Origin of the sequence: Streptomyces sp. NBC_00989 (assembly GCF_045162655.1) — a bacterium.
Lineage (GTDB): Bacteria > Actinomycetota > Actinomycetes > Streptomycetales > Streptomycetaceae > Streptomyces.
Genome location: NZ_CP108728.1, coordinates 10,024,539 through 10,037,556, shown reverse-complemented (window position 1 = coordinate 10,037,556; position 13,018 = coordinate 10,024,539). Strand labels below are relative to the sequence as shown.

Below are 13,018 nucleotides of genomic sequence, written 5' to 3'. Positions count from 1 at the left end.
CTGAACCCATGAGCAACCTCGGCGGCCTCTCGGTCATCTTCGATCTCGACGGAACCCTCGTGGACAGCGAGCCGAACTACTACGAAGCCACCCGGCAGACCCTCGCCGAGCACGGCGTCCCGGACTTCACATGGGCGCAGCACGAGCGCCACGTCGGCATCAGCACCCAGGAGACCCTCGTCCTCCTGAAGGAGCGCTACGGCCTGAAGGCACCGGTGGAGGAGCTGCTCGCGGAGACGAACCGCCGCTATCTGGCGCTGGCCCGGGCCGCCACGCCCGTCTACCCGGAGATGCGGAAGTTCGTGGAGCTGCTGACGGCCGAGGGGGTGCCGATGGCGGTGGCGTCGGGCTCGTCGCCGGAGGCCATCGAGGCGATCCTGGCGGGCACCGGGCTCGACGCGTCGCTGCGGACCGTCGTCTCGGCGGACGAGGTGGCGCGGGGCAAGCCCGCGCCGGACGTCTTCCTGGAGGCCGCGCGTCGGCTCGGGGCGGCTCCGGCCGACTGCGTGGTCCTGGAGGACGCTGCTCCGGGCGCGGCGGCGGCACACGCGGCCGGGATGCGCTGCATCGCGATCCCGTACGTGGCCGCGCAGGCCGACGCCCCCGAGTTCGCCACGGCGGGGCTGCTGCTGCGGGGCGGGCAGGCGGAGTTCAGCGCGCGGGGGGCGTACGACTGGCTGACCTGACACCCGGGACCACAAGCACAGGGGCCGCGAGAGCCGGGGCCGCGAGAAACCCGAATGCGCCCGCTTGTTCGGTTCTGGGAGCATGCCGGAATGATCGACCGACTCGAACCGCTGGTCATCCGGCACACGTTCCGCGTCCCCCTCCCCACGGGTCCCTCAGGTGAAGCCACCGGTTCCGTGGGTGAAGGCGCCATCGCCGCACGGCAGTTCGACGCCGTGCTGCTCTCCGTGGGCTTCAAGCTCTCCGCGGACCTGCTGGAACGGCTGTCGGGGCTGCCCGAGGAGACCGTCGTCCGCATCGCCGGGCGCACCCTGCGGACCGTCCGCGAGCTGGTCGGCGATCACGTCCAGCACAACGCCTATTTCATCGACTTCCCGGCCAACGTGCCCGACACCCTGGACTTCTGGATGTCGTGCATCGCCGACGCGCTCCGCGACGAGAAGACCCCGGCCTCGACGCTCAAGCAGGTGCGGACCGGCGTGGTGAACCTGCTCAGCCTGCCGACCTACGGCAGGTACCAGCACACGTACGCCGAACTGCTCGCCGCGCAGGACGAGTTGATCGCGGCGGCGGGCGACCGGCTCACGGTGCTGCACCCGGGCGGTGACCTGGCCGACGAACTTACCGCCCTCTACCTGGCGCTGGCCGGCAGCACCACACCCCTGAGCGAGGAGCACCAGGGCGATCTGCGGGCGCTGGCCGAGCGGTGCGTCGACGGGCCGCAGCCCGAGGCGATCCCGGTCCGGGAGAACCGCGCGCTCGTCAACCAGGCCCGCCTGAAGGCGGGTTCGGAGCTGCTGCTGGACACCGTCACCGACGTGCTGCGGCTGGCCTGCGCCCTGTCGGACGGTGATGTGACGCTGGTGGAGCCGACCCGCTTCCGTTCGCCGTCCCGTCCGGTACGGCGGGCACTGCTCGCGGCGCTCGACTCCGTGATCGCCGCGTCTCCCGCCAAGCTGGCCGACGTGGCCGTGCACCGCGAGGCGTGGAAGCGGCTCGGTGAGCGGCTGCACCCGCACGAGTACCCGCAGTGGCCGCATGCCGGCGAGGTGTTCGCGGTCGCCCGAGGAGAGCTGAAGGCGCCCTCGTTCGACGGCCGGGTCGAGGAACTCCTCGCGGAGAGCGACCTGTTGGGCGCGGTGAGGCTGCTGAAGTCCGCGCCCGGCAAGCTGTTCCGCGCGCTGGACCGGCTGCTGCGCACGGCGCTCACGCAGGAGGAGCGGGACGCCGTGGTGGCCGCCGCCGAGCAGGTCGCGCCGGAGGTGTCGGGCCGGGTCGTGCTGTCGGTGCGCGAGCATCTGCACAACCGGGCCCGGGATACCGGGGAGTTGCGGATCTTCGTGAACCGGCGCGGCCGGGCCTGGGTGACCGACGACGAGCGGTCGGTCGTAGGACCGGTGGAGCGGGAGCGGCTGATTGCCGCGCTCGACGACGAGACGCGGCGTCGACTGCCCTGTCCTGAGCGGCTGTTGATCGATCCGGACGTGCTGGACGTGGCACTGCCGTTGAGCGGGAAGGCGACGGCGGCCGGGCTCGGCGTGCTGCCGCGTGGGTCCTTGTCGGCGGTCGAGGGCGAGTTGCTGCGGTTCTTCGTGTACTGGAAGGAGACCGAGCGGCGCACCGACTTCGACCTGTCGGCGCTGATGCTCAACGCCGACTACTCGACGAACACGTGGCTGTCGTACACCTCGCTCACCGAGGTCGAGGGCGAGCACTCCGGTGACATCGTCGAAGCGCCGGACGGGGCCTCGGAGTTCATCAACCTGCGGCTGGGCGCCGTGCGCGGGGCGTTCGTCGTGCCGCAGGTCAACATCTTCGCGGGCGAGGGCTTCGAGGAGGTCGAGGAGTCGTTCTTCGGGTTCATGCTGCGCGAGGACGAGCAGCAGGGGCGGCCGTTCGAGCCGCGTACCGTGCGGATGAAGTCGGAGCTGCGCGGTGCGGGCCGGGTCGCGCTGCCGCTGGTGTTCCTGCGCGGCGAGGACGGCAGCTGGCGGGCGAAGTGGCTGCATCTGTACCTCAAGGGCAGCCCGTCCGCGAACCGGGTGGAGGAGAACCGGGTGACGGTGGCCAACCTGCTGCGCGGCATCGTCGAGCGTGAGCAGCTCACGGTCCGGCATCTCGTCGGTCTGATGAGCGGGGCGGGCACCACGGTGACGCTGTGGGACGGCGAGACCGTGCCGGACGGTCCGGTCACCTTCATCGGTCTGCGCCGCCCGGACGAGCTGCCCGCGGGCTCGCGGATCGTGACTTCCGAAAATCTGCGCGACTTGATCCCCGCCTGACTGCTAACGTCAGCCGCGGCGAGGCCATGAGCGGGCTTCCTTCTCACACTCCTTGAATCCAGTCCGTTCGCTTTCCTCGCCCTCGACGTTCCGTGAGGGGTGCCCCAGGGCGCCCCTCACGTTCTTTTTCCGCTGAAACCTCACTTCACAGACTTGTGGGACAATCCTCTATGCGCGGACGAAAGGCCACTTCAGTGAGTGGAACGAACGACGGGTCCGACTACGACAGCCTTCGGCTCGACCGCACCGGTCAGGCCGAGGCCTTCGATGCCATCGGGGACCGGTACGACGAGGCCTTCCCGCACAAGGAGGGCCAGGTCGGCGCCGGTGACTGGCTGATCGAGTCCCTCGATCCGGGCGCCCGCGTCCTGGACCTCGGCTCCGGCACGGGTGTGCCGACCGCCCGGCAGCTGGCCGACGCGGGTCTCGAGGTCGTCGGCGTGGACTTCTCCGCCCGGATGGTGGCGCTGGCCCGGGAGCACGTCCCCACGGCCACGTTCCATCAGCTGGACCTCGCCGACCTGCGCCCGGGCGGATCCCGTGACCTGGGCCGTTTCGACGGCGTCGCCGCGTTCTTCTCCCTGCTGATGCTGCCGCGCGCGGAGATCCCGCTCGCCCTGCGCACGATCCACCACCTGTTGGTTCCGGGCGGTCTGCTCGCCCTGTCGATGGTGGAGGCCCATGTGGACGACTTCGAGATCCCCTTCCTCGGCAACACGATCAGGGTCTCCGGCTATCTCCTCGAAGACCTGCACAAGATCCTCGACACCGCCGGCTTCGAGATCGTGAAGGAGAACTCCTACACCTATGCACCGGCGACCGCCGACGTCCCGCCCGAGGAGCAGGTCTTCCTCTGCTGCCGACGGCGCGACTGAGGTCGTAGGACCGACACTGCGGCCGCTGCCGCACCAGTGACGGGACGGATGTGTGACGGAGCAACCCAGCCCCCGCGAAGGCCCCGCCGGAACCGCCCGGCGAGGCGGTTCGTCGAGCGGCCCTGCGCCCGTGGTACCGCTCGGCCGGACGCCCGTGCAGCAGATGGACCGGCTCCAGTACCTCGACGTGGCCACCCGGCGGATCGCCCGCGGGATGGACCTGGACGAGACGCTGCGGGAGCTGCGGTGGGCGGCGGTGCCCGCCTTCGCCGACGCGATCGTGATCCACCTGCACGATCCGCTGCCCGTCGGGGACGAGAAGTCGGCCGCGCCCGTCGTCCTGCGCCTGCACAGCATCGACCGGGCGCCGGAGGCCAGGTCCGCGCTGCTGATGCCGCACGCCGAGTACGCGAGCGTGGCCGAGCGGGTGCAGCCTGCGTTCGCCGGCCGGCTCGCGAAGCTGCTCCTGGCCGGTCGGCCCGCCTTCGGCGACGCCCCGGGCATCCACCCCGCGGTGGCCGAACTGCTCGGCCCCGCGGCGAGCGCGCACGGCACCCTTCCGCCGGGCCGCCGACTGATCATCGCCCCGCTGCACGGCCGCCACCACGTCATGGGCACCGTCGTCCTGCTGCGCCGCCCCGACCGCTCCGCGTTCACGACCGACGACCTGCTCGTCGCCTCCCAGCTCGCCACCCACACCGCGATCGGCGTCCAGAAGGCGGTGATGTACGGCCACGAGGCCTCCGTCGCGGACACGCTCCAGCACACCATGCTCCCGTCCTCGCTGCCCGAGCCGACCGGCATCCAGCTGGCCAGCCGCTATCTGCCCGCCTCGAAGACCGCGCAGGTCGGCGGCGACTGGTACGACGCGATCCCGCTGCCCGGCAGCCGGGTCGCGCTGATCGTCGGCGACGTCATGGGCCACTCCATGACCTCCGCCGCGATCATGGGCCAGCTGCGCACCATCGTGCAGACCCTCGCCGGCCTCGACCTGCCCCCGCACGAGGTCCTCCACCACCTCGACGAACAGGCCCAGCGGCTCGGCAGCGACCACATCGCGACCTGCCTGTACGCGATCTACGACCCGATCTCGCACCGCCTGCTCATGGCCAACGCCGGCCATCCGCCCGCCGTGCTGCTGCGCCCGAACGGCCATGCCGAGGTCCTTCAGGTCCCGCCGGGCGCGCCCATCGGCGTCGGCGGGGTCGTCTTCGAGTCCGTGGAGATGCCCGCGCCCACCGGCACGACCCTGGTCCTGTACACCGACGGCCTGGTCGAGTCCCGCGACACGGACGTGGGGACCGGCGTCGAGTCCCTGCGCACCCACCTCCAGTCGACCCCGCACCGACACCGCCTCTCCTCGCTGGAGCGGCTGTGCGACCGCATCCTCACCGCACTGGCGCCGGGCCCCCGCGACGACGACATCGCCCTGCTCACCGCCCGCTTCGAGGGCTTCCCGCCGGACAGCGTCGGCTACTGGCACCTCGACCCCCATCCGCTCACCGCGGGCCAGGCCCGCCGGCTGACCCGCAGGGTGCTGCGCCGCTGGGGCCTGGACGCCCTGCTCGACACCACGGAGCTCCTGGTCAGCGAGGTCGTCACGAACGCCGTGCGGTACGCCTCCCGCCCCATCTCGCTACGGCTGCTGCGCACCGACGTGCTGCGCTGCGAGGTGACCGACGACTCGCCCCAGGTGCCCCGAATGCGACAGGCCGCGCCGGGAGACGAGGGCGGCCGGGGCCTGTTCCTGGTCGACCGGCTCGCCCAGCGCTGGGGGGCGACGCGGCTGAGCACGGGCAAGGTCGTGTGGTTCGAGCAGCAGATCCCCAAGGGCCAGTGATTTCAAAGGGACAGTGATTTCACGGACGTTGACGCTCAGACCGGTCCAACTCCCGTACCGCCCTTGAGGCGTTCGAGGTCGGACGGGCGGACCTGGATCACGACGACGGCGATCAGCGCGGCGACGACCGTGAAGATCGCGGCCGTAACGAACGCGGCCGAGGCCCCCGCGGTGAGGACCTGATCGCCCCAGGTGCCCGGGAGTTGGCCAGTGCGCTGGAAGCGGAGGCGTTCGGCCGGGGTCGCCTGGGCGAGGAACGCGGGGATCTGGTCCTTCGCCTCGTTGCGGCTGGCCGTGCCGAACATCGTGACCAGGATGGACAGTCCGAGCGAACCGCCCACCTGCTGCGTGACGTTGAGGAGTCCGGAGGCCGCGCCGGTCTCCTGGACGGGCACGTCGGAGAGCGCCATCAGGGTCAGCGAGACGAACTCCATGCCCATGCCCATGCTGAACACCAGCATCGGGCCGAGCACACTGCCCAGGTAGGTGGAATGGACGTCCGTCAGCGTCAGCCAGGACAGGCCCCCCGCCGCGAGGATCGCGCCCACCACCATGAACGGCTTGGGGCCGTAGGTCGGCAGGAACCGTGAGGCCAGGCCCGCGCCGACCGCGATGACGGCGCTGACCGGCAGGAAGGCGAAGCCGGCCGCGAGCGGGCTGAAGCCCAGCACGTCCTGCACGAAGAGCGTGAGGAAGAAGAACATCCCGAAGATCGCGGCGGCGAGGCAGAGCATGATGCCGTACGTCCCGGCCCGGTTGCGGTCGCGGAACATGTGCAGCGGGGTGATCGGCTGCCGGGAGCGCCGCTCGACCAGCACGAACAGGGCGAGGACGACCACGGCCGCGCCGAACGAGGCCAGGGTGAGCCCGTCGCTCCAGCCCTCCTGCGCGGCCCGGATGAAGCCGTAGACCAGCAACACCATGCCCACGGTGGAGGTCAGCGCGCCGGTGATGTCGAAGCGGCCCGGGTGACGTTCGGACTCCTTGATCCAGCGCGGGGTGGCGAGGACGATGAGCAGTCCGATCGGGACGTTGACGAAGAGCACCCACCGCCAGTTCAGCCACTCGACGAGGATCCCGCCCATCAGCAGTCCGATCGCGCCGCCGCCGGCCGAGACACCGGCGAAGACCCCGAACGCCCGGTTGCGTTCCGGGCCTTCGCGGAACGTCGTGCTGATCAGGGCGAGCGAGGTCGGCGAGGCGATGGCACCGCCGACGCCCTGGAGGGCGCGTGCGGCGAGGAGTTGACCGGAGTTCTGCGACAACCCGCCCAACAGGGAGGCGAGTACGAAGAGCAGCACGCCGAACACGAACACCCGCCGCCGCCCGAGGATGTCCCCGGCCCGGCCACCGAGCAGCAGCAGCCCGCCGAAGGTGAGGGTGTACGCGTTGACGACCCAGGCGAGGCTGGTCGTGGAGAACCCCAGCGAGCTCTGGATGTGCGGGAGCGCGATGTTCACAATCGTTATGTCGAGTACCACCATGAGTTGGCAGGACGCGATGACCAGCAGCGCCATGGTGCTTCCGCCACCGCCGGCTTCCCGGGTGGTGGTCTGGGCTGCGGAGGCTTGCTGAGGGCTGCTGCTCATGGTGGTTCGCACTCACGGGAGATCAGTGAACGACTCCGTCCACTACATGCTCACCGTTCGACGGTACGCCCGCCCCCTGCTCCCCACCACTCGATCATCACAGGCCCAGGCGCTAGGTTCACACATGACAGGACATGGGGAGAAACCATTGGTGACCGGGGTCGTCGCAGACGGACGGACGCTGTCCCACGGCGATGTCGTCGCCGTCGCCCGCCATGGTGCCCAAGTCGCCCTGGCGGACGGGGTGTTGCCGCGTCTGGCACGCGAGCGGGCGGTCGTGGACGACGTGGTCGACCGCCAGATCCCGACGTACGGCCTGACGACCGGCCTGGGCGCCCGCTCCTCCTACGCCCTCCCCCGCGCGGAACTCGGCGCGCTCAGCGTCCGCACGGTCCGCGGCCGGGCGAACGCGGTCGGCGATCCGCTGCCGGTCCCCGTCGTACGGGCGGCCCTCCTCGCCCGGCTCAACGGCCTCGCGGGCGGCGGCAGCGGAGTGCGGCCGGAAATCGTACGGCTGCTCGTCGACCTGCTCAACGCCCGGGTGCACCCGGTGATCCCCGAGGTGGGGTCGATCGGCGCGTCCGACCTGTGCCAGATGGCGCATGTCGGTCTGGTCGTCATCGGCGAGGGCGGCGCGGAGTGGAACGGCGAGCTGCTGGACGGCGCCACGGCCCTGCGCCGAGCCGGTCTCACCCCCGCCCGACTGGGCCCGAAGGACGGCCATGTCCTGTGCAGCGCAAGCCCGTTGGCGGCCGGCGTCGGCGCCCTGGCCCTGCACGAGGCGGGCGCGCTGCTCGCCCTGGCACAGGCGGTCACGGCACTGACCTACGAGGGCTTCCGCGCCAACACGAGCCCGCTCGACGCCCGGGTGCTGGCGCTGCGCCCCGCGCCCGGACAGTCCCGCGCGGCCGGCGAGTTGCTCGCCCTGCTGGCGGGCGGCGAGTTGACCGACCCTCGCAACGCCCGCCGGGTCCAGGACCCGGTCAGCCTGCGCTGCGCCGCGCAGGTACATGGCGCGGGATATGCGGCGCTGGAGTTCGCCGATGCGGCGCTGGCGCCGGAGTTGAACGGGTGCGGGGACAATCCGGTGGTGCTGACGGGCGCCGACGACAACCCGGAAGTGCCGGGCAGCACAAGCGAGATCATCTCGTCCGGGAACTTCCACACCCCCGCCCTGGCCCTCGCCCTCGACACCCTCGCGCTCGCCCTGACCCAAACCGCAGCCGTCTCCGCCGAGCGGATGCGACGGCTGCTCGACCCTGCCGTCAGCGGGCTTCCCGCGAACCTCTCGCCGTACGGTCCGGAGCGTTCGGGGTTCGCGCCGCTGGTGAAGACGGCGCAGGCGCTCGTCGCCGAGATACGGATGCTGTCCGTGCCGGTGTGCGTCGATCCCCGGCAGGGCGCGGACTCCGTGGAGGACGACTCGACCAACGCGGCGCTCGGCGCGCGGCGGTTGACGACGATGCTCACGCGGCTGCGCCAACTGCTCGCCGTGGAGGCCGTGGTGGCCGCGCAGGCGGTGGATCTGGCGACGCCGGCCGCGCTGGGCCGGGGGCCGGGGTTCCTGCACCGCGCGATCCGGAAGGTCGTGCCCACCCTGAACGACGACCGGCCGCACGGGGTGGACGTGGAGACGGTGAGCCGCGACATCCTGGGGTCCGACGACGTCCGCAGCACACTGAACGCCTTGGCGGGAGAAGCGACATGACCAACGTCGACGTACACCAGCATCTGTGGACCCCTTCGCTGGTGACGGCTCTGCGCGCCCGCCGCGAACCGCCGTTCCTGGACGGCTGGACGCTGTTCCTGGACGGTGAGCCGCCCTTCGAGATAGCGCCCGCCGACCATGACATCGCCCGGCGCGCGGAAGCCGCCGCCGCCGACGGTCTCGACCGGGTGCTCGTCTCGCTGTCCGCCCCGATCGGCGTGGAGTGGTTGCCCGAGGCCGAGGCACGGCCTCTGCTCGACGCCTATCACGACGGCGCGGCGGCGCTGCCCGAGCCGTTCGGGGCGTGGGCAGCGGCCTGTGTCCGGGACATCGACGCGGACGCGACCGCCAAGGACCTCGCCCGGGGCTTCGCCGGGCTCCAGCTCCCCGCCAACTCCCTTGCCGACGCGGCGGGTTACGACCGCTGTGCCCCGCTCCTCGACCTGCTCGAAGAACGCGACCTCCCGCTCTTCGTCCACCCGGGACCCGCGGTGGGCTCCTCGGCGGACCCCGCCTGGTGGCCCGCGATGGTCCCGTACGTCCAGCAGATGCACGCCAGTTGGTACGCCTTCCGCGCCTTCGGCCGCCCCCGCCATCCACGCCTCCGCGTGTGCTTCGCCCTGCTGGCCGGACTCGCCCCACTCCACGGCGAGCGGCTGGCGGCCCGGGGCGGACAGCAACAGGAGGGCGACCCGGGCGTGTTCGTCGAGACGTCGTCCTACGGCCCGACCGCCGTCGACGCGATCGTGCGCGCGCTGGGCGTGGACGCCGTGGTCCAGGGCTCGGACCGGCCCTACGCGGAGCCGCCCCGCCACCCGGGATACGGGTTGGGCGGGGCGGCGGCCTACGCCTTTCGCATCGCCAATCCGAGACGACTCCTCACCGGGGAGGGGTGACGGTGCGTCAGTTCGCCGCGTTCATCAGGTCGAGCGCGCTCTGCTGCCGGGCCGCGTCGGTGGAGTCCAGCGGTCCGGCCCAGTGCAGCCCGTACGCGTCGAGGGAGTTGCGGTCGTTCGCGTACGCCGCGTCGGCCTGGCGTTTGATGTAGGCGGTGTAAGGGCGGTCGGACAGGCGGGAGTTGAAGGCACTCAGACCCCGGACGTACGCGCCCTTGAAGGACGGCCCGTCCCCACCGCAGCCGCTCGTCTCGCACGGTTCCCGCAGGATCCCACCGGAGTTGAGGGCCGTCGACGTGGTCGAGGCGTCACCGATCTGGCGTCCCGTGGTGAGCAACCCGGAGTCGCCGGTCGCCCGGTACAGCTCCGACAGACCGCCGAGCAGCACGCCTTGGTTGTACGACCACGTCGTGTCGCCGTTGTTGCCACAAGTCGCCAGGTTGATGCCGTCGTTGACCAGATGGGAGCCGTTGATCATGCCGGTGCCCTTGAACCACGACCACTCGGCGTTGGCCCGGCCGAGATACGTCGTGTCGCCCGCGACGCGGTTGTGCAGGGCGGCGTTCAGCTCCAGGTAGAGGGAGTTGGCGATGGCGTTCTTGTAGGTCTTGGCGGTGCTCCACCACACCCCGCCGCCACAGGTGTTGTCCCAGTACCGCGCCATGTAGTCGGCGTCCGCGCGGGCGGTGTTGAGGTAGCGGCTGTCTCCGGTGAGGTCGTAGGCGTCGACCCAGGCCAGCCCCCACCAGCCCGTGTCGTCGATGTAGTCGTTGGTGAAGTTGCCGCCCTGCGCGGAGAGGTTGCGGTCGTAGGTGGTGGCGATGGCGTACTTGTAGCTGCCCATTCCGGTGACGCGGACGTTGTCGATGAGGGCGGTCAGGGCGTTGGCGGAGTTCCACCAGCCGGTGGTGTCGAAGAGGCCGGTGCCGAGGTTGTACGACTGCATCAGCGCGGTGGCGGCGGCAGTTGGGCGGCTGCCCGCGTTCCACGTCGTGCGGGCCCACGCCGTACAGGCGATCTCGGCCCGGTCGCCCGCCTTGCCGCAGGCGCGCAGGGCGCCGACGCCGAGGGCGTTCCAGTCGTCGACGTTGTACATCAGAGTGCGCCAACCGCCTTGCCCCGCGGGGATGGTGGTGTCGCCGAGTTTGCTGCCGGAGGTCCAGGTGCGGCCGCCGTCGAAGGAGCGGTCGAGCCAGACCTCGTCGCCGGGGCTGCCGTTGGCGATGGAGGCCCAGCCCATCGCGTCGGTGTCGTCGAAGTGCAGGGCGATGCCGCGGGAGTAGATGCTCGCGCTCACCGGCTGACGGTCACCCGGGGAGAGGGCCGGGTCGCGGGCGTCGCAGTACTTGTTGCAGATCGACGCCTGCGCGGCGGCGGTCGCGACGCCGGTGGACACCGGCATGAACAGGGCCAGGGCGGCGATCAGACCGGTCCCGACTCTCCTGATACGTCTGGCTGTTGAGTTCATGCCGGCTCCATGGGTGTGGGGGGATACGAGCGGTCAGCCCAGGCGCCACTGCTGGTTGGCGCCGCCGTTGCAGCTCCAGAGTTCCAGCGCGATGCCGTTGACGTTGCCGGCGGGCTGGTCGCCGCCGGTGACATCGAGGCAGAGGCCCGACTGGGTACCGGTGATCGTGCCGTTGGGGTTGAGGCTCCACTTCTGGTTGGCGCCGCCGTTGCAGGTGTAGAGCTGCACCTTGGTGCCGTTGCCGGTCTGGTTGTTGTAGGCGTCCAGGCACTGGGTGCCGCCGTAGAGCCGGAGTTCACCGGCGGCGGTGATGGTCACGGCCTGGTTGGTGCCGCCGCCGCAGTCCCAGATCTCTGTCTTGGTGCCGGGGGTGGTCTCGCCGTTGTAGGCGTCGAGGCAGCGGTTGGAGGAGGCGCCGATCAGCGGGTGGGTGGTGCCGACGCTGGTGCCGCTGCCGGCGGAAACCCGGTACATGACCGAGCCGTGGCCGGGGACGCTCGCCGAGATGCTGCCGCTGGTGCTGCTAATCACGTGCGACCAGAGGTTGTTGAGCTTGTACGAGGACGCCGAGGGGAGGCCGGCCGCCGTCGCGGAGGTGGTGATGGTGGCGGCGGCGGAGTTCTCGTTGAAGAGGACCACCGAGACGTCGCCGTTGGCGAGGGGCTTGGAAAGGACGTGCAGGCCACCCGAGTTGGAGATCTCGGTGCCCTGCTTGCCCAGGGAGTCCTGGTCCACGGCGATGACGTCCTTGTTGCCGTAGAGGGAGAGCGTGGCGGCGGTGGCCTTGCGCAGGTCGGTGCCGGCGATCAGCGGTGCGGCCATCTCCGACCAGAGGCTGAAGTGGGAGCGGTCCTCGGTGAACGACATGCCGTTGCCGACCTCCAGCATGTCGGGGTCGTTCCAGGCACCCGGCTTGGCGTACGCGGCGAGTTTGACGTTGGCCTTGTAAATGGACACCACCGTCGAGAAGTTGACGTTGATGTCGTCGGTGGTGCGCCAGCTGTTGCCGACGCCAGCGCCCCAGGTCCACACGTCGGCGAGGCCCCAGTTGCAGAGGCTGTAGACGATCGGACGGCCGGTGTTGGCCAGCGCGTCGCGCATCGCGGTGTAGCGCTGCTGGTCGGGCACGTTCTGATGGTTGCAGTTGTCGTACTTGAGGTAGTCGACGCCCCACGCGGCGAAGCTGTTGGCGTCCGTCTGCTCATGGCCGAGGCTGCCGGGGTAGCCGGCGCAGGTGGCGGTGCCGGCGCTCTCGTAGATGCCGAGCTTGAGGCCCTTGCCGTGCACGTAGGCGGCGGTTCCGCTGATGCCGTTCGGGAACTTGACCGGATCGGGGACGAGTTGGCCCGCGGAGTTGCGGGCCGAGGTCATCCAGCAGTCGTCGATGTTGACGTACTGGTACCCGGCGTCCTTCAGCCCGGAGGAGACGAGGTAGTCGGCGGTCTGCTCGACGAGTTGCTCGGTCACGTTGCAGCCGAAGGCGTTCCAGTCGTTCCAGCCCATCGGGGGCGTCCTGGCGAGGCCGTTGTCGAGGGCCAGCGCGGGCGGCGCGGCGCGCAGCACCAGCAGGGCCGGGACGAGGGCCAGCAGCAGCACCATCGTGAGGGCGACGCTCAGACGTCTCTTGAAGGGTGACGGGACAGTCATGTCGAGGTCTCCTGCTTCGCCGTGTG

Annotated in this window: 9 protein-coding genes; 6 read left to right on the top strand and 3 right to left on the bottom strand. The window is 70.8% G+C overall.

The window, feature by feature from the left end; translation table 11 throughout:
* Positions 1-8: 8 nt before the first annotated feature.
* The 4 genes from OG714_RS45095 to OG714_RS45080 all read left to right on the top strand — a co-directional run bounded on the left by OG714_RS45095 (position 9) and on the right by OG714_RS45080 (position 5,684).
* Positions 9-686, top strand: a complete 678-nt coding sequence (locus OG714_RS45095) for an HAD family hydrolase (RefSeq protein WP_406129889.1) — start codon at positions 9-11, stop codon at positions 684-686.
* Between the two features lie 90 nt (positions 687-776).
* Positions 777-2,969 carry a hypothetical protein gene (locus OG714_RS45090; RefSeq protein ID WP_406129887.1) on the top strand — a complete coding sequence of 731 codons (2,193 nt, stop codon included), beginning with the start codon at positions 777-779 and terminating at the stop codon, positions 2,967-2,969.
* Between the two features lie 194 nt (positions 2,970-3,163).
* Positions 3,164-3,844, top strand: a complete 681-nt coding sequence (locus OG714_RS45085; RefSeq protein WP_406129886.1) for a class I SAM-dependent DNA methyltransferase — start codon at positions 3,164-3,166, stop codon at positions 3,842-3,844.
* Between the two features lie 163 nt (positions 3,845-4,007).
* Entirely contained in the window at positions 4,008-5,684 is a 1,677-nt protein-coding gene (locus tag OG714_RS45080) for a SpoIIE family protein phosphatase (protein WP_406132165.1), read from the top strand.
* Positions 5,685-5,719: 35 nt separating this feature from the next.
* Here OG714_RS45080 and OG714_RS45075 read toward each other — a convergent pair whose 3' ends face one another.
* Entirely contained in the window at positions 5,720-7,201 is a 1,482-nt protein-coding gene (locus tag OG714_RS45075) for an MFS transporter (protein ID WP_406132163.1), read from the bottom strand.
* Positions 7,202-7,424: 223 nt separating this feature from the next.
* Here OG714_RS45075 and OG714_RS45070 point away from each other — a divergent pair, with 223 nt between their 5' ends.
* Both OG714_RS45070 and OG714_RS45065 read left to right on the top strand, forming a co-directional pair.
* Positions 7,425-8,981 (top strand): aromatic amino acid lyase, encoded by a 1,557-nt coding sequence (locus OG714_RS45070; RefSeq protein WP_406129884.1) that lies wholly within the window; start codon positions 7,425-7,427, stop codon positions 8,979-8,981.
* Entirely contained in the window at positions 8,978-9,877 is a 900-nt protein-coding gene (locus OG714_RS45065; RefSeq protein WP_406129882.1) for an amidohydrolase, read from the top strand. Before OG714_RS45070 ends, OG714_RS45065 begins: the two co-directional genes overlap by 4 nt.
* Positions 9,878-9,884: 7 nt before the next feature.
* Here the strand turns inward: OG714_RS45065 and OG714_RS45060 are convergent, their stop codons facing one another.
* Together OG714_RS45060 and OG714_RS45055 are read right to left on the bottom strand one after the other, a co-directional pair.
* Positions 9,885-11,345 (bottom strand): glycoside hydrolase family 76 protein, encoded by a 1,461-nt coding sequence (locus OG714_RS45060; RefSeq protein ID WP_406129880.1) that lies wholly within the window; start codon positions 11,343-11,345, stop codon positions 9,885-9,887.
* Positions 11,346-11,378: 33 nt separating this feature from the next.
* Complete coding sequence (locus tag OG714_RS45055) at positions 11,379-12,992, bottom strand: glycoside hydrolase family 27 protein (RefSeq protein WP_406129878.1); 1,614 nt, start codon at positions 12,990-12,992, stop codon at positions 11,379-11,381.
* Positions 12,993-13,018 lie beyond the last annotated feature (26 nt).

Coding starts and splice junctions, on each gene's coding strand:
- OG714_RS45095 (WP_406129889.1), top strand. CDS start 9: ATGAGCAACCTCGGCGGCCTCTCGGTCATCTTCGATCTCGACGGAACC.
- OG714_RS45090 (WP_406129887.1), top strand. CDS start 777: ATGATCGACCGACTCGAACCGCTGGTCATCCGGCACACGTTCCGCGTC.
- OG714_RS45080 (WP_406132165.1), top strand. CDS start 4,008: ATGGACCGGCTCCAGTACCTCGACGTGGCCACCCGGCGGATCGCCCGC.
- OG714_RS45075 (WP_406132163.1), bottom strand. CDS start 7,201: ATGGCGCTGCTGGTCATCGCGTCCTGCCAACTCATGGTGGTACTCGAC.
- OG714_RS45065 (WP_406129882.1), top strand. CDS start 8,978: ATGACCAACGTCGACGTACACCAGCATCTGTGGACCCCTTCGCTGGTG.
- OG714_RS45060 (WP_406129880.1), bottom strand. CDS start 11,345: ATGAACTCAACAGCCAGACGTATCAGGAGAGTCGGGACCGGTCTGATC.
- OG714_RS45055 (WP_406129878.1), bottom strand. CDS start 12,992: ATGACTGTCCCGTCACCCTTCAAGAGACGTCTGAGCGTCGCCCTCACG.